The organism is Bacillus sp. G16, from assembly GCF_021282335.1.
Taxonomy (GTDB): Bacteria; Bacillota; Bacilli; order Bacillales; family Bacillaceae; genus Bacillus; species Bacillus inaquosorum.
In genome coordinates this window covers 66,998-88,493 of sequence record NZ_JAJSOZ010000014.1, presented here as the reverse complement: position 1 = coordinate 88,493, position 21,496 = coordinate 66,998, and the positions used below count along the sequence as shown (strand labels likewise).

At 45.3% G+C, this 21,496-nt stretch carries 25 protein-coding genes; 1 reads left to right on the top strand and 24 read right to left on the bottom strand.

The genetic code is table 11. The features are described 5' to 3' along the window. Positions 1 to 146 precede the first annotated feature (146 nt). The 22 genes from LWH95_RS16635 to LWH95_RS16530 all read right to left on the bottom strand — a co-directional run bounded on the left by LWH95_RS16635 (position 147) and on the right by LWH95_RS16530 (position 18,966). Positions 147 to 788 carry an NAD(P)-dependent oxidoreductase gene (locus LWH95_RS16635; RefSeq protein WP_232920012.1) on the bottom strand — a complete coding sequence of 214 codons (642 nt, stop codon included), beginning with the start codon at positions 786 to 788 and terminating at the stop codon, positions 147 to 149. A gap of 67 nt (positions 789 to 855) precedes the next feature. After that, the gene (locus tag LWH95_RS16630) at positions 856 to 1,257 is read right to left on the bottom strand and encodes an Rrf2 family transcriptional regulator (RefSeq protein WP_003235720.1); all 402 of its coding nucleotides are present in this window, start codon (positions 1,255 to 1,257) and stop codon (positions 856 to 858) included. A gap of 134 nt (positions 1,258 to 1,391) precedes the next feature. Then, positions 1,392 to 3,101: an urease subunit alpha gene (gene ureC, locus LWH95_RS16625; RefSeq protein ID WP_003235723.1), complete on the bottom strand. Its 1,710-nt coding sequence runs from the start codon at positions 3,099 to 3,101 to the stop codon at positions 1,392 to 1,394. Next, the gene (gene ureB / locus LWH95_RS16620; protein ID WP_119914383.1) at positions 3,098 to 3,472 is read right to left on the bottom strand and encodes an urease subunit beta; all 375 of its coding nucleotides are present in this window, start codon (positions 3,470 to 3,472) and stop codon (positions 3,098 to 3,100) included. The genes ureC and ureB overlap by 4 nt, the downstream gene beginning before the upstream one ends. Next, the gene (ureA, locus tag LWH95_RS16615) at positions 3,469 to 3,786 is read right to left on the bottom strand and encodes an urease subunit gamma (RefSeq protein WP_003227724.1); all 318 of its coding nucleotides are present in this window, start codon (positions 3,784 to 3,786) and stop codon (positions 3,469 to 3,471) included. Before ureA ends, ureB begins: the two co-directional genes overlap by 4 nt. Before the next feature lie 99 nt (positions 3,787 to 3,885). Further along, positions 3,886 to 4,587: an urea ABC transporter ATP-binding subunit UrtE gene (urtE, locus tag LWH95_RS16610; protein WP_003235728.1), complete on the bottom strand. Its 702-nt coding sequence runs from the start codon at positions 4,585 to 4,587 to the stop codon at positions 3,886 to 3,888. Then, positions 4,584 to 5,333 (bottom strand): urea ABC transporter ATP-binding protein UrtD, encoded by a 750-nt coding sequence (gene urtD, locus LWH95_RS16605; protein ID WP_003235730.1) that lies wholly within the window; start codon positions 5,331 to 5,333, stop codon positions 4,584 to 4,586. Before urtD ends, urtE begins: the two co-directional genes overlap by 4 nt. After that, entirely contained in the window at positions 5,308 to 6,378 is a 1,071-nt protein-coding gene (gene urtC, locus LWH95_RS16600) for an urea ABC transporter permease subunit UrtC (protein WP_232920011.1), read from the bottom strand. The genes urtD and urtC overlap by 26 nt, the downstream gene beginning before the upstream one ends. 11 nt (positions 6,379 to 6,389) lie before the next feature. Next, entirely contained in the window at positions 6,390 to 7,292 is a 903-nt protein-coding gene (urtB, locus tag LWH95_RS16595; protein WP_232920010.1) for an urea ABC transporter permease subunit UrtB, read from the bottom strand. Positions 7,293 to 7,324: 32 nt separating this feature from the next. Continuing rightward, positions 7,325 to 8,581, bottom strand: coding sequence for an urea ABC transporter substrate-binding protein (urtA, locus tag LWH95_RS16590; protein WP_232920009.1), 1,257 nt, complete (start codon positions 8,579 to 8,581; stop codon positions 7,325 to 7,327). A 205-nt stretch (positions 8,582 to 8,786) separates the two neighbouring features. Beyond that, complete coding sequence (locus LWH95_RS16585) at positions 8,787 to 8,975, bottom strand: CsbD family protein (protein WP_060399699.1); 189 nt, start codon at positions 8,973 to 8,975, stop codon at positions 8,787 to 8,789. 71 nt (positions 8,976 to 9,046) lie between these two features. Next, positions 9,047 to 9,526: a hypothetical protein gene (locus tag LWH95_RS16580; RefSeq protein ID WP_003235739.1), complete on the bottom strand. Its 480-nt coding sequence runs from the start codon at positions 9,524 to 9,526 to the stop codon at positions 9,047 to 9,049. Between the two features lie 174 nt (positions 9,527 to 9,700). Next, positions 9,701 to 10,834, bottom strand: a complete 1,134-nt coding sequence (gene rapB / locus LWH95_RS16575; RefSeq protein WP_232920008.1) for a response regulator aspartate phosphatase RapB — start codon at positions 10,832 to 10,834, stop codon at positions 9,701 to 9,703. A gap of 196 nt (positions 10,835 to 11,030) precedes the next feature. Then, positions 11,031 to 12,056 carry a GTP 3',8-cyclase MoaA gene (moaA, locus tag LWH95_RS16570; protein WP_148982432.1) on the bottom strand — a complete coding sequence of 342 codons (1,026 nt, stop codon included), beginning with the start codon at positions 12,054 to 12,056 and terminating at the stop codon, positions 11,031 to 11,033. 15 nt (positions 12,057 to 12,071) lie between these two features. Beyond that, the gene (gene fdhD, locus LWH95_RS16565; protein WP_232920007.1) at positions 12,072 to 12,860 is read right to left on the bottom strand and encodes a formate dehydrogenase accessory sulfurtransferase FdhD; all 789 of its coding nucleotides are present in this window, start codon (positions 12,858 to 12,860) and stop codon (positions 12,072 to 12,074) included. 102 nt (positions 12,861 to 12,962) lie between these two features. Beyond that, positions 12,963 to 13,124: a hypothetical protein gene (locus LWH95_RS16560; protein ID WP_032731674.1), complete on the bottom strand. Its 162-nt coding sequence runs from the start codon at positions 13,122 to 13,124 to the stop codon at positions 12,963 to 12,965. Positions 13,125 to 13,216: 92 nt separating this feature from the next. Further along, positions 13,217 to 13,891 (bottom strand): vWA domain-containing protein, encoded by a 675-nt coding sequence (locus LWH95_RS16555; RefSeq protein WP_003235748.1) that lies wholly within the window; start codon positions 13,889 to 13,891, stop codon positions 13,217 to 13,219. 320 nt (positions 13,892 to 14,211) lie between these two features. Next, complete coding sequence (locus LWH95_RS16550) at positions 14,212 to 14,895, bottom strand: vWA domain-containing protein (protein ID WP_060399704.1); 684 nt, start codon at positions 14,893 to 14,895, stop codon at positions 14,212 to 14,214. Between the two features lie 394 nt (positions 14,896 to 15,289). After that, positions 15,290 to 16,321, bottom strand: coding sequence for a stage II sporulation protein D (spoIID, locus tag LWH95_RS16545; protein WP_133485657.1), 1,032 nt, complete (start codon positions 16,319 to 16,321; stop codon positions 15,290 to 15,292). 195 nt (positions 16,322 to 16,516) lie between these two features. Beyond that, complete coding sequence (gene murA / locus LWH95_RS16540) at positions 16,517 to 17,827, bottom strand: UDP-N-acetylglucosamine 1-carboxyvinyltransferase (RefSeq protein WP_003221875.1); 1,311 nt, start codon at positions 17,825 to 17,827, stop codon at positions 16,517 to 16,519. 33 nt (positions 17,828 to 17,860) lie between these two features. Beyond that, positions 17,861 to 18,601, bottom strand: a complete 741-nt coding sequence (locus LWH95_RS16535) for a YwmB family TATA-box binding protein (RefSeq protein WP_232920006.1) — start codon at positions 18,599 to 18,601, stop codon at positions 17,861 to 17,863. Positions 18,602 to 18,735: 134 nt separating this feature from the next. Next, positions 18,736 to 18,966 (bottom strand): DUF1146 family protein, encoded by a 231-nt coding sequence (locus tag LWH95_RS16530; RefSeq protein WP_003221879.1) that lies wholly within the window; start codon positions 18,964 to 18,966, stop codon positions 18,736 to 18,738. 177 nt (positions 18,967 to 19,143) lie between these two features. Between LWH95_RS16530 and LWH95_RS16525 the strand changes: the two genes are divergently transcribed. Further along, entirely contained in the window at positions 19,144 to 19,617 is a 474-nt protein-coding gene (locus LWH95_RS16525) for a hypothetical protein (RefSeq protein WP_232920005.1), read from the top strand. Positions 19,618 to 19,649: 32 nt separating this feature from the next. On the opposite strand, the gene LWH95_RS16520 is transcribed toward LWH95_RS16525, so the two are convergent. Both LWH95_RS16520 and atpD read right to left on the bottom strand, forming a co-directional pair. After that, positions 19,650 to 20,048: a F0F1 ATP synthase subunit epsilon gene (locus tag LWH95_RS16520; protein ID WP_003221882.1), complete on the bottom strand. Its 399-nt coding sequence runs from the start codon at positions 20,046 to 20,048 to the stop codon at positions 19,650 to 19,652. 23 nt (positions 20,049 to 20,071) lie between these two features. Then, the gene (gene atpD / locus LWH95_RS16515; RefSeq protein WP_003235764.1) at positions 20,072 to 21,493 is read right to left on the bottom strand and encodes a F0F1 ATP synthase subunit beta; all 1,422 of its coding nucleotides are present in this window, start codon (positions 21,491 to 21,493) and stop codon (positions 20,072 to 20,074) included. Positions 21,494 to 21,496: the final 3 nt, after the last annotated feature.

The window sequence follows — 21,496 nt, the reverse complement described above, 5'->3', positions numbered from 1 at the left end:
CACTTCAACCGGATAACTCACTCTTGTCCCCATAGAAAAAACACCTCCAAGTCTAATTTCGGATAACAATCATCCGTATTCAAACTTGAAGGTGTTTTTATTTGTCTCATCTTATGGGGTCAGTCCCCGGACTCCGGGTTTTTTTATTATTCCGCTTCGCTTACCACTGTGAAGCGTTCATTTTTGTGTGCCGGATGTTCAAGCTCATCCAATACGGCAATGGCATAATCTGCATAGCTGATATAACTGTCGCCTTTTGCGTTTACGATGACATTGTCTTTTCCTTTTTGGTAAGAACCTGTCCGTTTTCCTGCCGGGTCAAAAAATGCCGCAGGGCTGAGGAACGTCCAAGAAATGGAGTCTGTCTGCTGCAAGTCTTTCAGGTTCTCCCCTTGATTTGATGCAGTGGGCAGATATTCTTTCGGGAATTCCGGCGTATCCATTAAACGGGTTGTTTTGGCTTCATCAACAAACAGGCTTCCTGCTCCGCCGACGACAAGCAATCTTGTGTTTTTTGCATCCTTTAAGATGCTGATTAGGGCTCTGCCTGCTTCAACATGAAGATGTTCCTGGCCAGGCGCTGCTCCAAATGCGTTTACGACCACGTCGAAAGGCTTGATGTCTTGTGCAGTCAGTTCAAACACATCTTTCTCCAAAATCGCTATGTCCTGTTCCTGTACTTTTGAAGCGGTCCGAACGATGGCAGTCACTTCATGGCCTCTTGTTTTCGCTTCTTTCAAAATCTGGCTTCCTGCTTTTCCGCTTGCTCCGATAATTCCAATTTTCATTTTTCATTTCCTCCTTATTTGTAACATTTTTAGTTACATGTTGACGGTGAGAAGTCATCCCTTTTGATTAAAAGAGATGATTCATAACATCTTTTAATGACTTGCTTGCCAATTCATTTTCCATCGCTTTTTGCACACTTTCAAATGTTTCATCCAGTGCGTTCTGAATTTTTTTCCCTACCGGACATTTCGGATTCGGATTCTCATGAACCGCAAAGAGTTCTTCTTGCTTTTGGACAGCCCGATATACTTCTAATAGAGAAATATCGGCCGGATCTTTTTTGAGGCTTGCACCCGGCACCCCGGCGCGTGATGTGAGAATATCCGCCTTTTTCAGCAGGCTGATCATTCTTCGCACGACAACCGGGTTCGTGTTGACGCTGTCAGCAATGATTTCTGAAGATGTTTTTTCATCCATCGAAATGAGGGATAAAATATGAATGGCAACAGCAAGACGGCTGTTAATCATGTTTTTTCACCACCGTTGTAACTATAATAGTTACATTTAATTCGTTTGTCAACATCTAATATACACTAAATGCGGGGTTCTTGTGCACCGTTTTGAGTCAATAGTACGGCCGGATGCACTCCGGCCGCGTCTTGTCAGAATAAGAAATATCTTTGTCCAAGCGGAACATAATCGACAGGCTGGCAAGACAGTTCCTCTCCGTCAGCGAAGACCTGATAGGTTTTTGGATCAACTTCGATCTTCGGCAAAGCTGAGTTCAATTTCATATCCAGCTTGCTCAGCTTTCTGATATTCTTGACAGGAGAAATTCTTTTTTCCAGCCCTAAGCTTTCCGCCACACCCAGCTCTATGCTTGCCTGAGACATAAATGTAATGGAGGTTGAGCGATTGGCTTTTCCGTAAGACGCATACATTTGCCGCATAAACACCGGTTCCGGAGTCGGGATAGATGCGTTCGGATCTCCCATTTGCGCACGTGCAATCATGCCGCCCTTTAAAACCAGTTCCGGCTTTACGCCAAAAAATACCGGGTCCCACAGAACGAGATCAGCAAGCTTCCCTTTTTCCACCGAACCGACTTCATGGCTGAGCCCGTGAGTAATCGCTGGATTAATCGTGTATTTGGCAATGTAGCGTTTTGCGCGCACATTGTCATTTCCGTTTTCGCCGGCAAGAGCCCCGCGCTGCTTTTTCATTTTGTCAGCTACCTGCCACGTTCGGATGATCACTTCTCCGACCCGCCCCATCGCTTGGGAATCCGATGATGTCATGCTGATCGCGCCGATATCATGGAGAATGTCCTCTGCCGCAATGGTCGCAGCCCTGATTCTTGAATGGCTGAACGCCACATCTTCAGGCACTTTCGCATCTAAATGGTGGCAGACCATCATCATATCAAGATGCTCATCCATCGTATTAACGGTATAAGGAATGGTTGGCGTTGTGGATGACGGCAGAATGTTAGCATAAGAAGCGAGCTTCATAATATCCGGGGCATGGCCGCCGCCGGCTCCTTCAATGTGATAAGTATGAATGACCCGGTCCCCGATCGCGTCGAGCGTGTTTTCCAGGAAGCCCGCTTCGTTAATCGTATCGGTATGAATGGCGACTTGAATATCAGCCTCATCCACGACTTCCATACACGTTTTGATGGCGCTTGGCGTCGTGCCCCAGTCTTCATGAAGCTTAAGGCCGATGGCGCCTGCTTCGACCTGCTCGATCAGCGGCGCTTTATCGGATGCATTCCCTTTTCCTAAGAAACCGACATTGATCGGAAACTCCTCTGCCGCTTCCAGCATCCTTGCCATATACCACGCGCCGGACGTACATGTTGTCGCTTTGCTTCCTGTAGCTGGGCCTGTTCCGCCTCCCAAAAGGGTCGTCACACCTGAAGAAAGTGCAACTTCCATCTGCTGAGGACAAATAAAATGAATGTGCGTGTCCACTCCTCCGGCTGTTAAAATTTTTCCTTCACCGGAAATCACCTCTGTACCGGCGCCGATGACCATATGCGGATCGACTCCGTCCATGATATCAGGGTTGCCGCTTTTTCCGACGCCAACAATCCGGCCGTCTTTAACACCGACATCCGCTTTAACAATGCCTGTATAATCCAATAGCACGACGTTGGTGATGACCAAGTCCAAAGCGCCGTCTTTCCCTGTGATTCTGCCGTTTTGGCCCATGCCGTCCCGGATCGTTTTTCCGCCGCCAAAGATCATTTCTTCACCATATACGGTGAAATCCTTTTCGACTTCGATCCATAAATCTGTATCGCCCAATCTGATTTTATCGCCCGTTGTCGGGCCAAACAGCTCCGCATATTGCTCCCGTGACATTTTCATCGGATTACACCCTCCATCCAGCCGGCTTGTTTTAAGTTGGCTAACGTTTTTTCTTTGCCGCGTTCATCGATAAACGTGTCGGCCATTGCATTCAGGCCTCTTATTGTCTTTCGTCCTCCGATTTCCACAAGCGTGACCGTTTTCTGCTCGCCCGGCTCAAAACGGACCGACGTGCCTGATGGAACATCAAGGCGCATGCCGATCGCCTGCTCGCGGTCAAATGATAATGCCCCGTTGGCTTCTGCAAAATGAAAATGCGAGCCGACTTGAATGGAGCGTGATCCAGTGTTTTTTACCGCTACCTCCCGTGTCTCGCGGCCTTCATTAATCGTAATCTTTCCCTCAGCAATCTGGAATGCTCCCGGCTTCATGACTTCACCTCCGCAGAAATTGGCTGATGTACCGTGACAAGCTTCACTCCGTCCGGAAATGTGGCCTCCACCTGAATGCTGTCCAGCATCTCAGGCACACCCTCCATTACATCTTTTTCCGTTAACACATGGCGGCCGGCTTCCATCAGCTCCGCTACTCCCTTCCCGTCACGTGCGCCTTCCATGATAAAACAGGTGATATAAGCGGCAGCCTCAGGATAGTTCAGCAGAACGCCCCGCGCCTTTCGCTGTTTGGCTAATTCCCCCGCTGCAAAAATGAGCAATTTCTCTTGTTCAACCGGTGTCAGTTTCATCTGTAGTCCTCCTTCTTTTGTCATATAAAGTGGATGCGGTTACTACGAATTTGCGGAACATGCAGGCGGGACATCACCTCCCTTTCTTCAGAATGAAGATCATACAGTAAGATGCCTTTCAAAGCGGCGTGCCGTTTCTTCATCGGCCTTTCCATGGTCAACAACCGTTCCCCTGTCGATCACATAAAGGTAGTCAGCACAGGTTAACGCGTTTTCCAGACTGTGCTCGACTAATATAACGGACATGTCTTTTTTTCTGGAAATTTCTACGATAACGTGTCTGATTAGTTCGACAATTGAAGGTTGAATCCCTTCCATTGGTTCATCTAGTAAAATAATTTTTGGATTTCCCATCAGCGCTCTGGCAATTGCAAGCTGCTGCTGCTGGCCTCCGCTTAAATCGCCGCCTTTGCGGTCAAGCATCTCCTTCAAAACGGGAAACCACTGAAAAATCTCTTCCTTGATCTGCCCCGTCCGGTCCTTCCGCGGAAGCGGCTCTTCCCCGAGCAGCAGGTTGTCACGAACGGTTAAGGAGGAAAAGATGTCTCTGCCCTGCGGAACATACGCAATCCCCGCTTTTGCCCGTGTTTCCGCCTTTTCGTTTTGAACAAACGTTTGATTGAAACAAATATCCCCCTGTTTAGCAGGAAGCAGGCCTATGATTGTTTTCAGCAAAGTGGATTTGCCAACTCCGTTTCGGCCTAATACAGCGACAATTTGCCCTGGACGAACCTCCATGCTGAAATTGTGCAAAACCATCGATTGATCGTAACCAGACGTTACATTGCTGACGGCAATCATGACACACCGCTCCTTCCTAAATACACCGCTGCCACCTCTTCATTGCTTGTAATGTCATCCATCGACCCTTCACAAAGCACTTTGCCTTCATGCATCACCGTGACTTTTCTGGAAAATGAGCGCACAAAATCCATATCGTGCTCGACAATCAGAACAGAGCACGTTTTCGCGATTTCTTCAAGCAGGGCTCCGGTTTTTTCCCGCTCCTTTCCCGTCATGCCAGCAATCGGTTCATCCAGCAGCAAAAGCTTCGGCTCCATGGCGAGCTGCATCCCGATCTCAAGCCATTGCTTCTGTCCATGTGACAGGCTGCCAGCTGTTATATCCCGCTTTTCGTCTAACCCAACCAGCCGCAGGATGTCTATGATTCTGTCACTTTGCTGTTTCGTCATACGCGCTGTCAGCAATGAAAGGATCGTTTTTTTCTGTTTCATGGCAAGCTCGAGGTTTTCAAACACCGTCAGCTGTGTAAAAACACTCGGTGCCTGAAACTTCCGGGCGACCCCCAGTTTGGCGATCTGATATTCCCGAGCCTTTGTCAATTCATTCGTTTCCTGAAACAGAACTTCGCCCGAATGCGGCTTTGTTTTGCCGCAAATGATGTCCAGCAAAGTCGTTTTTCCGGCGCCGTTCGGCCCAATCAGAAAATGGATATCGCATTCCTGCACGCTGATATCAGCGCCCTGCAAAGCCCAAAACCCGTCAAACTCAACCCTTACGTCACGGCAGGTAAGTATCGGTTTCATAAGCAGCCGCTCCTTTCTTTTTCGAGGAAGAAAGCTGGGTTCTAAGCTTCTCGAACAGCCCGACAATCCCTTTTGGCATATAGAGCACGACGATGATAAACAGCGCACCGAGAAAGTACAGCCAAATGTCAGGATAATATTCGCTTAAATAGCTTTTCATGCCGTTCGTTAACAGCGCGCCAAGCACTGCTCCGAAAATGGAGTGCCGGCCGCCGATCGCCACCCACAGCACCATTTCCACCGAAGGGATGATGCCCATCATTTCCGGTGAGATCATCCCGTCCTGAAGCACAAACAGCATCCCGGCAATCCCCGCCATCGCAGCGGATACACAGTAAATAAACACTTTAAAATTGGTGGAATGATACCCGAAAAAACGGACCCTGTTTTCTCCGTCACGCACCGCCTGCAACAGCCGTCCAAAACGGCTTCTCGTCAGAAACAAAGCGAACATGACAGAAACACAGAGGAAAAAGACTGTCGTAAAATACAGGATCTGCTTCATTGCAGGATCGGCCAGAGCATATTGAAAAATGGTATAGAAATTCGTGAGGCCATTCGTTCCGCCGGTGATTTCCTGGCTGCCGATGAACAATGTGACAACCACCATCACAACAGCCTGAGAGATCAACGAAAAATAAACACCCTTTATATTGTTGCGGAAGGTAAAGTAACCGAGTAAAAAGGCCAGAAAGACAGGCACAATGACAGCCGCGGCAATCGCAGCAAAAGGATACCTGAACATTGTCCAAATCCACGGCAATTCATTGACGCCGGTCCACTCCATAAAATCAGGTATACCTGACGGCGAAGCCTCTATCTTTAAGTACATGGCCATGCAGTAAGCACCCAATCCGAAAAAGACGCCATGCCCCAAACTCAAAATGCCTGTATATCCCCAAATCAGGCAAATGCCGACCGCTACAATCGCGAAGCATAAAAACTTCGCCAACAGCCCTAATCGAAACTCCTGCAGAAAAAACGGAGCGGCGATAAAAAGGGCAAATAGCACCAGATACGGACTGAATTGTGAAAACCGCTTCATCCGGTTCCCTCCTAATCAAGTAATCTCGTTCTGACACTTGCAAGACCTGAAGGCCGCCATTGCAGAAAGAGAATAATAAATGCAAACACGACAACCTTTGCAATCGTAGCGCTTGTGGAATACTCAACGAATGTGCTCAGCAAACCGACCGTCACCGCGCCGATAATCGTTCCTTTTAATTTTCCGATTCCGCCTAATATGACGATCATGAAGGCATCAACAAGGTATGACGAACCGAGAGTAGGCCCGATCGAACCAAGCAAGGTGAGTGAGCTCCCCGCGATACCGGCCAGTCCGCTTCCGAGTGCGAAAGCCAATGTATCTGTTTTTCTCACAGATACGCCGAGACACGATGCCATGCTCCGGTTCAGCGTAACAGCCTGCATCCGCCGCCCCGCAGAGGTTTTAAACAAATACAATCCGAGCAGCGCCAGCGTAAAAAGAACGAGCGCCAAAATAAACAGCCTTTTATATGGAAAGGTAACGGAAAACAGCGTTACTCCGCCCGTCAGCCACTCAGGAGACTTGACGGCCACATTCGGCGCGCCAAAAATCGATCTGGCCGCCTGCTGCAGTATCAAGCTCACCCCCCACGTCGCCAAAAGGCTGTCGAGCGGACGGTCATATAATCGCCTGACAATCACTTTTTCAATGACAATCCCAATAAACGCCGCAACCGCAAACGCCATGATAATAGCGATTAAAAAATAGTAAGAAAACAGAGAAGCCGGCAAATAGCTTAAAAACAGCTGCTGAACAACATATGTCGTATAGGCTCCTGCCATAATCAGCTCACCGTGCGCCATATTAATAATGTTCATCAAACCGAATGTAACGGCCAATCCAATCGCAATGAGAATCAAAATAGAACCGAGACTGATCCCGTTAAATAATTGAGTCACGACGACAGACATGTTCCGCCTCCTCCCCCGCAAATGGCTTTGATTTATTTAGATAACCCCTTTGCCCAGTCGTACGTTTTTAGGTACGGATCAGGTTTTACAGGATCACCTGAGTTCCATACTTCTTTAAACTGTCCATCCCCCGTGATCTGTCCGATTCTGACCGTTTTGTAAAGATGCTGTGTATCCCCGTCAATTTTCACTGTGCCGCCCGGGGCCTTGAATGAAATCCCGTCAGCCACTTTCTTCACCTTATCGACATCAAAGGACTTGGCTTTTTCAACAGCCGCTGCCCAGAGATAGACCGCATTATAGCCAGCTTCAATCGGATCGCTCGTCACCCGGCTATCGCCGTTCATTTTTTTATAGTTCTTTACGAATGTTTGATTTTCGCTCGTATTGGTTGTCTGGAAGTAATTCCACACCGCATAATGTCCTTTTAGCACATCAGGGCCGATCCCCCGAATTTCTTCCTCAGCGACACTTGCCGACATAACAGGCATATCGTCAGCCGATATCCCCGCATCTTTCAGCTGTTTGAAAAACGCCACGTTACTGTCACCGTTTAATGTATTAAAAATGACATCGGGCTGTTTTTCTTTGATTTTGCTGACGAGCGTACTGTAATTCGTGTGGCCGAGCGGCGTATACTCTTCACCGGCAATTTCTCCTCCGGCCGCCTTCACTTGCGCTTTAATAATTTTGTTGGCTGTTCTCGGGAACACGTAATCTGATCCGATCAGAAAGAAGGTCTTCCCCTTCTTCTTCAGCAGCCAATCGACAGCCGGCACAATTTGCTGATTTGTCGTTGCTCCGGTATAAACAATATTAGGTGATGACTCCATTCCTTCGTACTGCACCGGATAGAACAGCAGCCCGTTGTTTTGCTCCACAACCGGAAGCATGGCTTTGCGGCTTGCTGACGTCCACCCGCCAAAAACAGCAGCCGCTTTATCCTGCTGAAGCAGCTTTCTCATTTTTTCCGCATATGTAGGCCAGTCTGAGGCGCCATCTTCCACGACGGGTTCAAGCTTCTTGCCGAGAACTCCGCCTTTTTGATTGATTTCGTTAATAGCCATTAGCTCTGCATCATGGACGGACACTTCGCTGATCGCCATTGTCCCGCTTAATGAGTGAAGAATCCCGACCTTCACTGAATCCCCGCTTGTGTCGATATCAACTGTTTTTTTCGCATCCCCGCTGGCTTCCGACACTTTCTTGGGCGCAGTACATCCCGTCATCAAAATCATGATCAGAAACAACAGAAAAACAGCCTGTATTCCACCCTCTTTGCTTTTCATTCAGAACCTCCCTTTGTCTGATTCTCACCAGTCGATGTTATAAAAGTTAACAACTTATGTCATTATTATATAGAAGAGGTTCGTTAATTCAAAGAATATTTAGAAATTTTAGATACCTTAACCAAATCGATTGCTTTTTTTGTTATATTTATTCACATCAACAAAAAAGGCAGGAAACATATCGTTTCCTGCCTCTTCCGTATGATTAATCTTTATCTGTGAATGTATCCTTTGCTTTCCCGATATCCTTTTGGATCTCGCCTTTCGCCTTATCTTTTTTGCCTTCTGCCTGCATATCCGCTTTATCGGTCATATCTCCGACTTTATCCTTCACTTCTCCTTTGGCTTTATTTAAGCCGCCTTTCATTTTATCTTTTACACTATCGTTACCCATGTTGTTCTCTCCCTTCAATTATGTGTGTACTTGTTACCTTCCCGATCTGACAGGCGGTAAACATTTGAATGTTATTTATCGATTTCGTAGCGCTCTCCATAGCGAAGCACCTTGTATATTGCCAGCCCGTCTGATGACTTTTTCTCTGAATACCGTACCGGAAGCAGGGCGAAAAACACGTAATACGTAGAAAAATAGACAAACTGATAGAAAAACACATTCGGCTTTAATACACTGTGTAAAATCAGCAAGTTGACCGTAAAAATCGTTAACAGGTTAAACAGGCAGCCTCCGGCATACACGAGTGCATGTGAGAACCGATTGTCGATTTTCAGCTCACCATACCGGCAAAAAGAATCCATAAAATAGATCGTTCTGATCCGTATCGGCCCAATCTTGAGCAGCGTTTTGCCCATTCCAATATCCAATGATCCTTTTCCGCCAAAAATAAAAGCCATAAAGCTGTGCCCTGAAACATGTATGATCGATACAAGCGGCAGAACAATGAGGAAAGACCACAGAAACTTCACCATATCATTGAAACCAAACATCAAATTCCCCCTCACGCTTGTCATAGACTCCGGCACCGTCTGGACCCTGCCATTTTGACGTTTGTGTTCAAAAGCAATATGTAGCGATTTTTCCTGTTCTCCCCGGAAATAAACGTTCCGATGCTCCCCTTTTTTTGCATATAAAAAAACCACCTGGCAGCAGATGGTTTCGTCTCACACTTGATATAAACAATCGTTCCTTTGAATCATCTCTCTCATGCTGACCGCTTTTTCATAAAAATACACCGCTTCTTTGTAGTGTTCGCGATGACTGAAATAGGAGGCAGCATCCAAAGCGAATTCTTCAATATATACGTAAAGGGCTTTTTCTTCCATATAGTCAAATACTTCTTGAATCATATCCAAATTGACAGATTCCACATATAAGGCCTGCAGAAATTTATATTTTGCCAGACTGAAGAAGTCGTTTCGTTTTTGGGCGATGGCAATCCCTTTTTCGTAGTACCGCATCGCAGCTTGGACATCTTGTTTTTTGAAAAGAACGCGAGTCAGGCTGAATAGCGCTTTCGGAAGCTGTTCCAGCTGATGCTCTTCAAAGACAGGAAGCGCTTTTTCAAAGTATTCCGCAGCTTGATCCAGCTCTCCTTTGTCATCATAGCAATTCCCGATGTTATAGAGGGCTGAGCCGATCAAACGGGGCTGCCCTTCCAATAAAGCCAGACGATACGCGTCATCCAAATGCTCCAGCGCTTTTTCATAGTTTCTGTAGTCAATGTAGTTTCCTGATATGACGAAATGGCATTGAATTCTTCTGACTCTGTAAAAATCGTTAGCCTTATACGTCTCAAGCGCCTGTACGGCGTGGTTCATGGAAAAGTGCGTCTGCTTCATGATATAAAAGACTTCCGCCACTTTAAAATGATATTCCGCTCTTTCAATTTCATCTTCTACAAACGCAAGCATCTTCTCAGCTTTCCGATAAAAGGATATAGCCGAGATGTAATTGTTCTGTTCAAATTCGTACATTCCTCTGAACAAGTGAAAATAATACTCAGATAATCCGGAGATGCTGTCCTGATTGCTTTCCAGCGTTTGGATCAATTCTCGATATTGAAGCTGAGATTCCTCGTGCAGGTCGGGCTTTACATAATCCAGCATAATTTGGTGCCGGTAACTGATCAGCTGATAATACAGGAGAAGCAGCTGATCCTCTTCCATATGTTCTATGTCCTGATCAATCTCTTTCTTCAGCTCAACGGCATCAGCCACTTGAAATGCTAAAATGTGCTTATACCACTTATTGATTTTCACTCCTACTTGAGATGACGGGATCTCGTACGCGGCCATGCCCCTCCAACCCTTTCTGTTTTCTAATTGGTTATATTTTATCATAATGTATGGCTTTGGAATTAAAATTTTCTTACAATGATTCCTTCTTTATGCCTATCCTTATATATTTCGGTTTTTGTATGTATTTTTTGCACATAAGCTTTTTCATCAAAAAAAGCTTACCGGACACGCCGATAAGCTCTTTCATTTCATATTAACCGCCAATATAAGACATTTCCACTTTCTTTTTGCCTGATGCTTTTGATAGCGTACGATCAACCGAATACTGATCGATCCGATTTTTCCATACGGTGCCGATCATCTCTGACAGTTCATCATCACTTAATCCCTTCCGAACCGGTGCTCTGAGGTCAAATCCGCTTGAAGCGAATAAGCAGGTAAACAGCTCTCCTCTCGCAGAAAGTCGAGCCCTGTTGCACGATCCGCAGAATGCATCAGATACAGATGATATGACGCCGATTTCTCCAGATCCGTCCAAGTAGCGGAATCTGGAAGCCACTTCACCTTTATAATTAGGCGCGGTCGGCTCAACAGGCATCTGTTCATTGATCAAATCAATGATTTCCGCCTTTGTCATGACGTCCTTCTTTTCCCATTGGTTGGTGTTGCCCACGTCCATAAATTCAATGAATCTCAGGATATGTCCTTTTTCTTTAAAATAACGCGCCATAGGCAGAATATCTTTTTCATTGACGCCCTTTTGGACGACCATGTTGATTTTCACACCGAGCCCCGCTTGCTTCGCCGCTTCAATGCCTTCCAGCACCTTGCTGACAGAAATCCCGCGTCCGTTTATCTTTTTAAACCGCTCGTCCTCTAAAGAATCAAGGCTGACTGTGACCCGTTTCAGCCCGGCTTCCTTGAGTCTCTCCGCATAAACAGGCAGCAGTGATCCGTTTGTCGTCATCGCAATGTCACGGACACCCGGAATGCGGGCCAGTTTTTTGATTAATTCGGGCATATCTTTTCTCATGAGAGGCTCTCCGCCGGTTAAGCGGATTTTTTCAACACCGAACCTTGTGACAAACAGCGTCGCAAGCCGTTCCAGCTCCTCAAATGAAAGCAGCTCCTCTTTCTTTAAAAAAGGATAATCCGGGCCGAATAATTCGGCGGGCATACAGTACGTGCATCGGAAGTTGCAGCGGTCTGTAACAGAAATGCGAAGGTCTCTCAGCGGTCTGTTCCTTTTATCCAACATCTGACGCGATTCTGTATTCATAGCTACAGCCCCTTCCTATCCCCCGATTCTCTCAGGGTGTGTATATACATTAAACGATCCGTTTCTGACAAATCCGATCGCTGTAATATTTAATTCTTCCGCCATTTGAATCGCAAGCTCTGTCGGGGCCGATTTGGAAATGACAATCGACACACCGATTTTTGCCGCTTTTAACAGGACTTCTGATGAGATTCTGCCGCTGAACACAATCAGTTTGTCGCGGACGGACATCCCGTTCAGAAGACAGTGTCCGTATAATTTATCAAGTGCGTTGTGCCGGCCGATATCTGTGCGCATCAGGAGCAGTTTCTCTGTGTCACAAAGCGCCGCATTGTGGACGCCACCCGTATCCTGAAACGTTCCGCTCCCTTGTTGCATGTCTTTCATAAGCGCCAGACACGCTTCAGGCGATATCTTGATTTGGCTGACAGCCGTTTTTGCGGTTTTGACATCCTGCTGAAAGTAAAAATGGCGGCCCTTTCCGCAGCATGAGCCGATCACCCGTTTCGTATAATCCTTTTGATCCAATGTCTCAGGATGAACGAGATCGACATAAACAAAACCGAGACTTTCATCTATTGTAAACCTTTTAATCTCTTTTTGAAATCGTATTACACCCTCTGATGCGAGAAATCCCATGACAAGCTCTTTGATATGCTCCGGCGTACAAACGAGCGTCACAAATTCACTACCGTTCAGTATCACTGTCAAAGGGTATTCCGTCACCATCCGGTCTTCTATTTTGCTGATTTCCCCTTGTTCATAGCGCCATACATCCCTGACCGCAGTTACTTTATCGTTCAATGTCTCTTCCCCTCCGCAATGTTCCTGCCTCTATATTTTTTCACACTCCTCGGATTTTGTCGAATCCTGAGACATAAAAAAGAGCCCTCTATATAAAGGGCTCTATGTTTGATTATGCCGATTCTTTTTCAGGATCGTAAACAGCACAACGGCCGCGATCAAGGTGAGCATACTGACAAAAAAGAAGGCTGCCAGTTTTAGAAAAACACCGAGCAATATGAATGCCACGGCGGCAATAAGAAAAATCATTCCTAATAATCTCATCTATTCAACCCCTTTTAAGGGTATCATTCCCGCACCGATCGTTTTTAAACCAATAGAAAAAGGCGCCTGGGGGAGCGCCTTCACTCAAACGATTACTCAGTAAATTTTTGTGCTTCTTTTTCCCAAGCCTGTTCAAACTCATCGGCGCTGTTTGCTGAAATATATTCTCCGCCGCCAGCAACAGCCGCCTGTTTCATCTCTTCATTTCCTTTGACATCAAAGTTGAAGCCAATGATGTTTACAATCGTATCCACATTCGCTTCACGAAGCTTTGCAATTTCCGCCGCTGGATCTCCGCCGCACGTTTCCTCACCGTCAGTGATTAAATACACCACGTTTTTCCCGTCAGCGTCAAATGCTTCAAATTCTTTTCTTGTATCTGAAAGTGCTTTGGCAATCGGTGTCCAGCCAGTCGGCTTGATTTCACTCAATGAATTGTCAAACAGCGATCCTTCATATGGGTGAAGACCGTAAATGGTTTCCGTCGTGCTGCATGAAAGAGCTTTGCCGGACAATTTATTGTTTCCAGCATGTCCGAAAACGCGAAGCATGAGATTTGTATCCTTCGGAAGCAGCTCGGCAAAAGACTTTACTGATTTTTTTGCAATGTCTATTTTGCGCTCTCCCCCTGTTTTTTGAACCATGCTTCCGCTTCCGTCAAACAAAACCGCTACATTTGTGTCAGCCTGTTTTTCAGCGGCAAAAGACGGAGATGCAAAGGAGACAGTCAGCAATCCAATGATACCGGCAGCCAGCAATTTTTTCATGTTTTTCTTCCTTTCTTTATCATATTTTCCAACTATAGTTGGATTCTTCTTTATGCTAGAATATGAAAATGCAAAAAGATATAGGACAAGCTGCCTTTTGTGCCGCTTTCACTTCCTGTACAAAATCGCTTGAAACGCCGATCTTTTTTAGACATTTTCGCCTAGAAAGCATAAACAGATTGTGACATCCTTCATTCTTTTTTCGCCGTAATCATGTTATAAAACGGAAATCTGCTACTATACTACAGGCAGACAGCTCATCACTTTTGAAAATTTTGTTACATAAAAAAAGAGGCTGACCTTCATCAGCCTCTTTTTTCTTATTTAGATAACATCAGTGATTGCTGAGTGAAGATTTTCTCAACATCTTTTTGAGTATAAGCAGGGAAGTATTCACCGCCGCCTACTTTCGCAATCGCGTTCAGCTGGCCTTTATATCCCTCTTTATAATCAAAACCGATCACATTAACAGTGATATTGTCTTTATGCAGTTCTTTTGCTGTTTTAATTGGATTTCCTCCGCACGTTTCCTCACCGTCTGTCAACAGATACACCACTTTTTCCCCTTTAGTGTCAAGCTGGTCAAAAGAAGATTTCGCCTCGTTCAGCGCTTTGGCAATTGGCGTCCAGCCAGTCGGCCCAATTGCATTGAGAGAATTGAGGAAGCTTTGCTCGTTAAAGCTTTGGAAACCGTATACGTTGCGGATGGATTCACATGACTGAACTTTTCCGGAATTTTTATTGTTTCCTTCTGAACCAAACACGCTCATTTTCACCTGAGTTCCTTCCGGCAGTGAGCTTGCAAACTTAGAAATTTCTTTTTTAGCTGAATTAAATTTAGATACACCGTCTATTCTTTTCGCCATGCTTCCGCTGGCATCAAGCAATACTGCCACGTTTGCCGGAGCTTCAGCCTCCGATTCTTTCTTTTCAGCCGCAAAAGCAGGTGAAGTTAATCCAAATAGCAAGCCTGTCATCATGATCAGTGAAAATCTTTTCTTCATGTTCGTACCCCTTTACAAGTTTGTTTCTGCGTGCAGATGTTCAACGCTGAACATAACTAATCGTAATCGACAAAAACAGAGAAATAAATAGGGCGGGCTTCCCCATTGCTGTTGTTTACTTTTGCATAGAAACCTTTGTTTTTATTAGTGATTTCCGCCTAACGCTATGATGAAAATAGATGATTGTCGGCCTTTCGGCTTTCGTTATATGAGTCTGTCGAAGTCTGTCGATAAATGTGGATTACTTTACCACAATCTCAAAACCATAAATCAGGAAAAGGGATTGATTCCCTTGTCACCCTAAAGACTGTCAGGAGCTTCTCTAAACAGTTTTAAGCGCCCTTAGATAAAAGACATTCAGGAACAGAAAAAGACGCTCAGTGAGCGTCTTTTTTTACTTCTTCGCCATATATTTATTCAAAAACGAATCTGCGTCTGAAATTTGTGTGCCTTGGTAATAGTACTTCACAATTTGATCAACCGTTTTGCCTTCTTTCGCCATAAAATTCGCGCCATATTGGCTCATCCCGACACCGTGGCCAAATCCTTTCGTCGTGACTGTAATCGTATCTCCGTTTCGCTCCCAATCAAAATCGGCTGAATTAAGGCCCAGCTTTTCGCGTATGTCTCTTCCTTTCAGCGTCTTGCCGTTAATAACGGCTGTTGCGACCTGATGGCCCGGTGTCTCTCCGGTAATCTTTCCGACTGTGCCAGACCCATCCAGCTTGACGCCAAGCTTTTGCTCAAATTCTGAAGCTGTAAAGGTTTTCGTTGCCTTATATTTCGGAGACTTTTTATCCCAAGCGCTTTTGACGCTTTTTAAATATGGGATGGCACTTGTCCAATAGGCTTCTGCATTTTCTGTGTAGCCGTTGCTTGTGGAGAAAAAAGAGGCTTCAATCGGCTGGTTGTTGTACGTTAAGATTTTGCCTTGCGTGCTGGCAACTGCATCTGTGATTTTCTTCAGTTTTCCCTCATAGCTCGCGCCCCACTGTTTTTTCAGCTCTGCTTTGCTTTTATACACCTGAAACATCTGTGTATCATCCACCAGCGAGCCTTTAGGAGCCTCTACCGCTGAATTTGAGACCATCAGTCTGACAATAAACGTTCTGGCGGCGAGCGCCTGAGCTTTCAGCGCTTCAGATTCAAAGGTTGCCGGCATTTCGGAGGCGACGACTCCAATCACATACTCTTCAAGCGGAATGTCTTCTACGGATTGATTTGCGGTTCGATAGACGGGAATAGAAACAGGCGATGCTTTCAACGTTTCCGCTCCTTTTGATGCTGGTTTCGTGCTGACTGCTGTCTTTCCTGATTCTACGCTGGCCCCCGCTTCTTTGTTATGCTGGAACGGTATGACCAAGAGTGTGGGAATCAAGAGAATCAATGCACATAGTACGGATAGTGTGATTACGAATTGTTTCATATTCAGCTGCCTCCTGCTCGGGATTCGACTCTAGTCTAGTCTATGGGCAGGGACAAGCTAATATGACTCTCGTTTTGGACAGAAACTTTATTTGTCATTTACGTATTCTTTTTTGCTATTTTGAGCATAATGATGATAATACACGAAAAATAAAAAATCAGTATGCCAGAGTGACATACTGATTTTTAGGTAAGTTTATGCGTTTAAGTCAGAAACGACTTCTTTGTTCTCTTGCTCAGAAGCAGACTCATCATTTACACGTTCGATGTCTGCGCCAATAGCTGCAAGCTTCTTATGGAAATCAACGTAACCGCGGTCTAAGTGCTTCAGTTCTGTAACACGTGTATGACCTTCAGCCACTAACCCCGCAAGAATCAGCGCTGCACCTGCACGCAAATCAGTCGCTGCAACTTCAGCTCCCTGAAGCTGTACAGGGCCATTAATGATGACAGAACGTCCTTCAATCTTGATATCACCATTCATACGGCGGAATTCTTCCGCATGCATAAAACGGTTTTCGAAAACAGTTTCTGTAATCATGCTTGTGCCGCTTGCACGAAGCAGAAGCGCCATCATTTGTGACTGCATGTCAGTCGGGAATCCTGGGTGAGGCATTGTTTTAATGTCAATCGGTTTAAGTTCTTTCGGGCCGATGACACGCAGGCCTTCACCTTCATCCTTAATCGTTACACCCATCTCTTCCATTTTTGCAATTAAAGAGGTGAGGTGTTCAGGAACCGCTCCTTTAACTAATACGTTTCCTTCAGTAATTGCAGCGGCAACCATAAATGTCCCTGCTTCAATGCGGTCAGGAATAATATGGTGTTTTACGCCGTGAAGCTTTTCGACTCCTTCAATTTTGATGGTGCCGGTGCCCGCTCCGCGGATTTTTCCGCCCATGCCATTGATATAGTTTGCTAAATCAACGATTTCTGGTTCTTTCGCCACGTTCTCCAGCGTTGTTGTTCCTTCAGCTAGAGCGGCTGCCATAATCAGGTTCTCTGTAGCTCCTACACTTGGGAAGTCCAGATAGATTTTTGCGCCTTGCAGACGGCCTTTTACTTCAGCTTCGATGAAGCCATTGCCGACTTTGATTTCTGCGCCCATTGCTTCAAAACCTTTTAAATGCTGATCAATCGGTCTGGAACCAATTGCGCATCCGCCCGGAAGCGCAACTCTTGCATGACCTGTACGCGCAAGAAGCGGCCCCATGACAAGCACAGATGCACGCATTTTACGAACATATTCAAAAGGTGCTTCAGTTTGCAAAGCGTATGAAGCATTTACAGTCACTTCATTATTCTCAAAATGCACATCTGCTCCTAAATGACGCAACACTTCGTTAATTGTATATACATCGGAGAGCGTAGGTACATCACAAATTACGCTTTTTTCTTCACTTGCTAATAAAGATGCAGCGATAACAGGTAAAACGGCATTTTTAGCGCCTTCAACTTTGACTGTGCCGTTTAACTTTTGACCGCCGCGGACGATGATTTTTTCCAAGGTATTCCCCTCCGCGTCCCTAAATTCTCTATATTAATATTCAGTCGTAACGATTGGTGTGCCAACCGTAACGGTATGTTTTCCGCCCATTCCTGCACTTCTAAGTGCAATTTGCAAATTCATTTTATGTTTCGAGGTCATGATGTACTCTTCCCACTCATCTGTAAACGCAGAAATAGAAACGAAATTTGGCTCAACTACATGTTCTACAGATCTTGCTTGAAATTCTTTTAATAACTGATTTGCTTTTTTTTGCAAAACAATATTCATATTATCATCTAAATGACCATTTAGACAAGTAAAAATAACTACTTTTTCTTGGAATATCCCGAGTGTCTCCCGTTCAAACTGTTCATATGTATCATTCCAGCTATTCGGTGTCTCAAGACTCATTTGCTCATATAATAAATACGAAGTTGGGTTGTGTTTTTTGAGGGTTGTGACAAGCTGCAGTCTAAAAGAAGTGCGTTTTTTTTTGTCAGTATATGTGCCAATTGCCTTTACGATTTTATCTTCCTGTGCAATCGCCCAATGATATTGACGATACTCTGATTTTAAACGTTGCACTTTTTTATAAAATTCTTTCTTGGTCAGCGACATGTTTTGTTTTGCATGCAATGTCCACTTATCTATTGACACATCTTGGCGTTCCATCCCCTCTGCAATTTGTGCTAACGGCGTTAACTCACTCGCATGAATTGTATGGAAAACAGCAATGACGAAGCTTAACATCACGGATATGATAATGGCGTAGCTTACTTGTTTTTTCTTCATGTTCATCTCTCCCCCTTATCCCCAGTCTTACCGGAGGCAAGAGGCGCCATACGTAAAAATCTTCGTCAAAACTCGAGCTATTCGCTTCAACCTGCTTCCCCAACCATTCCCATGATTAAGATGTTCAAAAACTATTAAAATAGATAGGGAAGCTGCTGTGAATAATTGAGGTAATCTAAAAAGAAATTCGCAACAGTTGTTCCAATGGCGATTGTCAGCAAAATCATCAGGAGTCTTGCCTGCACGACTTTGCCTTTTTTGATTAACGGATCGATATTGACGGCTTGCAGCGCCCACCAAGTCACCGCTATAAAAATCAGGTGAACGACAATGCCAATTGCAGCCTGCTGTCCCAATACACTCATCTATTCCACTCCTTTCATCCTTTCTCCGCGTTTATACCCTTTCTTATTATATAAGAAGCACAGATAAAGATGATACATTTTATACAGAATGGAATAATCAGCCAAATATAGGGCTAATCCCCGCTTAAAGTGCGATTCTTTTACATGGTATACTTTGTTGGAAAGGAGCTGGCAAATGTGAATCATTCTTTTTTTCAGCCTGAAAAGCAATTCGGTGAGGACCTGCCAATTTTTGATCAGGAATGGGAAGCAATTGCATTCTATCATGATTATAGACAGTCACAGATTGAAGAACTGAATGAATTGTGTCAGTTTTATAACATTTCTCTTACCTATACGAGAGAAAGCCTTGAAGAGCTTGAAAACCTTTATTTTCAAAGTATACAAGAGCTTTTGCTTGCTGATTGGAATCTTCCTATTGAAGAATTTGAGAAAATGATCAGTGTTTATCTTATAGATTGCGTGATTGCCCACCATGAAGATGCTGAATGGATCGTAAAGCCTTATCCGTATACAGACGGCGCTTATACAATGGGCTTTAGAAGACATCGCAAATCATGGCATACCATGAATTGCTGTGATCGTTTATACTTGCGGCAAAAAGAGAGTCAGCCGCTTTTGTCGCTGTTTGATTCTCTTGTGCGATCATAAAAAATCCTTCTCATAAAGAGAAGGATTTTTTCTTATTTCCCTGCTACATCCAATCTGTTCAAAGCCCGCTGTAACGCAAGCTCAGCCCGACGAATGTCAGTATCATCTGATTGAGAATTCAAACGCTCCTGCGCCCGCTGACGTGCAGCTGCAGCGCGCTCTTTATCGATACCTTCCGCTGTCTCAGCAGCCTGGGCAAGGATGGTAACCTGATCAGGACGGACTTCTACAAATCCGCCGCTGACGGCAACCAATTCAGTCTGCCCGTCTTTTTTCAGACGGACAGCGCCGATTTTAAGAGGAGCCACGGTTGGAATATGACCTGGCAAAATACCGAGATCGCCGCTTTCGGCTCTCACACTCACCATTTCGATATCCGCATCGTATACTGGGCCGTCGGGAGTAACGATATTGACTTTAACGGTCTTCATGCTTTTACCCTCCTAGGACCAGATTAAACTTCTACACCCATTTCTTTTGCTTTCTCAACAACTTCTTCGATACGGCCTACAAGACGGAACGCATCTTCAGGAAGATGGTCGTATTTGCCGGCTAAGATTTCTTTGAAACCTTGAACCGTTTCTTTTACAGGCACGTAAGAACCTTTTTGTCCAGTGAACTGTTCAGCCACGTGGAAGTTTTGAGAAAGGAAGAACTGAATGCGACGTGCGCGTTGAACGACAAGCTTGTCTTCATCACTTAATTCATCCATACCGAGAATTGCAATGATATCTTGAAGCTCTTTGTAACGCTGAAGTGTTGACTGTACTTCACGGGCAACCGCATAATGCTCTTCTCCGACAATTTCAGGAGCAAGGGCGCGAGATGTAGAAGCCAACGGATCAACCGCAGGGTAAATACCCATTTCAGTTAACTTACGCTCAAGGTTTGTTGTCGCATCCAAGTGAGCGAACGTAGTTGCCGGCGCCGGGTCAGTATAGTCATCGGCAGGCACGTAGATCGCCTGGATAGATGTAACTGATCCAACGTTAGTAGACGTGATACGCTCTTGAAGCTGACCCATTTCAGTTGCAAGCGTCGGCTGATAACCAACCGCTGAAGGCATACGGCCAAGAAGGGCTGAAACCTCTGAACCCGCTTGTGTGAAACGGAAAATGTTATCGATGAAGAACAGTACGTCCTGTCCTTGTACATCACGGAAGTGCTCAGCCATTGTAAGGCCTGTCAAAGCAACACGCATACGTGCGCCCGGCGGCTCGTTCATTTGTCCAAATACCATGGCTGTTTTGTTGATTACGCCAGAGTCGCTCATTTCGTAGAAAAGGTCGTTCCCTTCACGAGTACGCTCCCCTACACCGGCGAATACAGAGATACCGCCGTGCTCTTGCGCGATGTTGTTGATTAATTCCTGGATTAATACGGTTTTACCTACACCGGCACCGCCGAACAATCCGATCTTACCGCCCTTGATGTATGGAGCAAGCAAGTCAACAACTTTAATACCTGTTTCAAGAATTTCAACTTCTGTTGAAAGCTGATCAAATGAAGGCGCCTGTCTGTGAATCGGATCCTTTTTCGCATCCGCAGGGACTGGCTCATTCAAATCAATATTTTCTCCGAGTACGTTAAATACACGGCCGAGTGTTACATCACCAACTGGTACTGAGATTGGTGCTCCTGTATCAACAGCTTCCATTCCGCGCTGAACACCATCCGTAGATGCCATTGCGATTGTACGGACTGTATCATCGCCTAAATGAAGAGCGACCTCAAGCGTTAAATCAATACCTACTTCATTTTCACTTGCAGCTGGCTGTGAAATTTTAATCGCATTATAAATTTCAGGCAAATGACCGTCTTCAAAACGCACGTCGACGACCGGTCCTAATACCTGGCTAACGCGTCCTTTCTTCATCGC

Coding starts and splice junctions, on each gene's coding strand:
- LWH95_RS16635 (WP_232920012.1), bottom strand. CDS start 788: ATGAAAATTGGAATTATCGGAGCAAGCGGAAAAGCAGGAAGCCAGATT.
- LWH95_RS16630 (WP_003235720.1), bottom strand. CDS start 1,257: ATGATTAACAGCCGTCTTGCTGTTGCCATTCATATTTTATCCCTCATT.
- ureC (WP_003235723.1), bottom strand. CDS start 3,101: ATGAAAATGTCACGGGAGCAATATGCGGAGCTGTTTGGCCCGACAACG.
- ureB (WP_119914383.1), bottom strand. CDS start 3,472: ATGAAGCCGGGAGCATTCCAGATTGCTGAGGGAAAGATTACGATTAAT.
- ureA (WP_003227724.1), bottom strand. CDS start 3,786: ATGAAACTGACACCGGTTGAACAAGAGAAATTGCTCATTTTTGCAGCG.
- urtE (WP_003235728.1), bottom strand. CDS start 4,587: ATGATTGCCGTCAGCAATGTAACGTCTGGTTACGATCAATCGATGGTT.
- urtD (WP_003235730.1), bottom strand. CDS start 5,333: ATGAAACCGATACTTACCTGCCGTGACGTAAGGGTTGAGTTTGACGGG.
- urtC (WP_232920011.1), bottom strand. CDS start 6,378: ATGAAGCGGTTTTCACAATTCAGTCCGTATCTGGTGCTATTTGCCCTT.
- urtB (WP_232920010.1), bottom strand. CDS start 7,292: ATGTCTGTCGTCGTGACTCAATTATTTAACGGGATCAGTCTCGGTTCT.
- urtA (WP_232920009.1), bottom strand. CDS start 8,581: ATGAAAAGCAAAGAGGGTGGAATACAGGCTGTTTTTCTGTTGTTTCTG.
- LWH95_RS16585 (WP_060399699.1), bottom strand. CDS start 8,975: ATGGGTAACGATAGTGTAAAAGATAAAATGAAAGGCGGCTTAAATAAA.
- LWH95_RS16580 (WP_003235739.1), bottom strand. CDS start 9,526: ATGTTTGGTTTCAATGATATGGTGAAGTTTCTGTGGTCTTTCCTCATT.
- rapB (WP_232920008.1), bottom strand. CDS start 10,834: ATGGCCGCGTACGAGATCCCGTCATCTCAAGTAGGAGTGAAAATCAAT.
- moaA (WP_148982432.1), bottom strand. CDS start 12,056: ATGAATACAGAATCGCGTCAGATGTTGGATAAAAGGAACAGACCGCTG.
- LWH95_RS16560 (WP_032731674.1), bottom strand. CDS start 13,124: ATGAGATTATTAGGAATGATTTTTCTTATTGCCGCCGTGGCATTCATA.
- LWH95_RS16555 (WP_003235748.1), bottom strand. CDS start 13,891: ATGAAAAAATTGCTGGCTGCCGGTATCATTGGATTGCTGACTGTCTCC.
- LWH95_RS16550 (WP_060399704.1), bottom strand. CDS start 14,895: ATGAAGAAAAGATTTTCACTGATCATGATGACAGGCTTGCTATTTGGA.
- spoIID (WP_133485657.1), bottom strand. CDS start 16,321: ATGAAACAATTCGTAATCACACTATCCGTACTATGTGCATTGATTCTC.
- LWH95_RS16535 (WP_232920006.1), bottom strand. CDS start 18,601: ATGAAGAAAAAACAAGTAAGCTACGCCATTATCATATCCGTGATGTTA.
- LWH95_RS16530 (WP_003221879.1), bottom strand. CDS start 18,966: ATGAGTGTATTGGGACAGCAGGCTGCAATTGGCATTGTCGTTCACCTG.
- LWH95_RS16520 (WP_003221882.1), bottom strand. CDS start 20,048: ATGAAGACCGTTAAAGTCAATATCGTTACTCCCGACGGCCCAGTATAC.
- atpD (WP_003235764.1), bottom strand. CDS start 21,493: ATGAAGAAAGGACGCGTTAGCCAGGTATTAGGACCGGTCGTCGACGTG.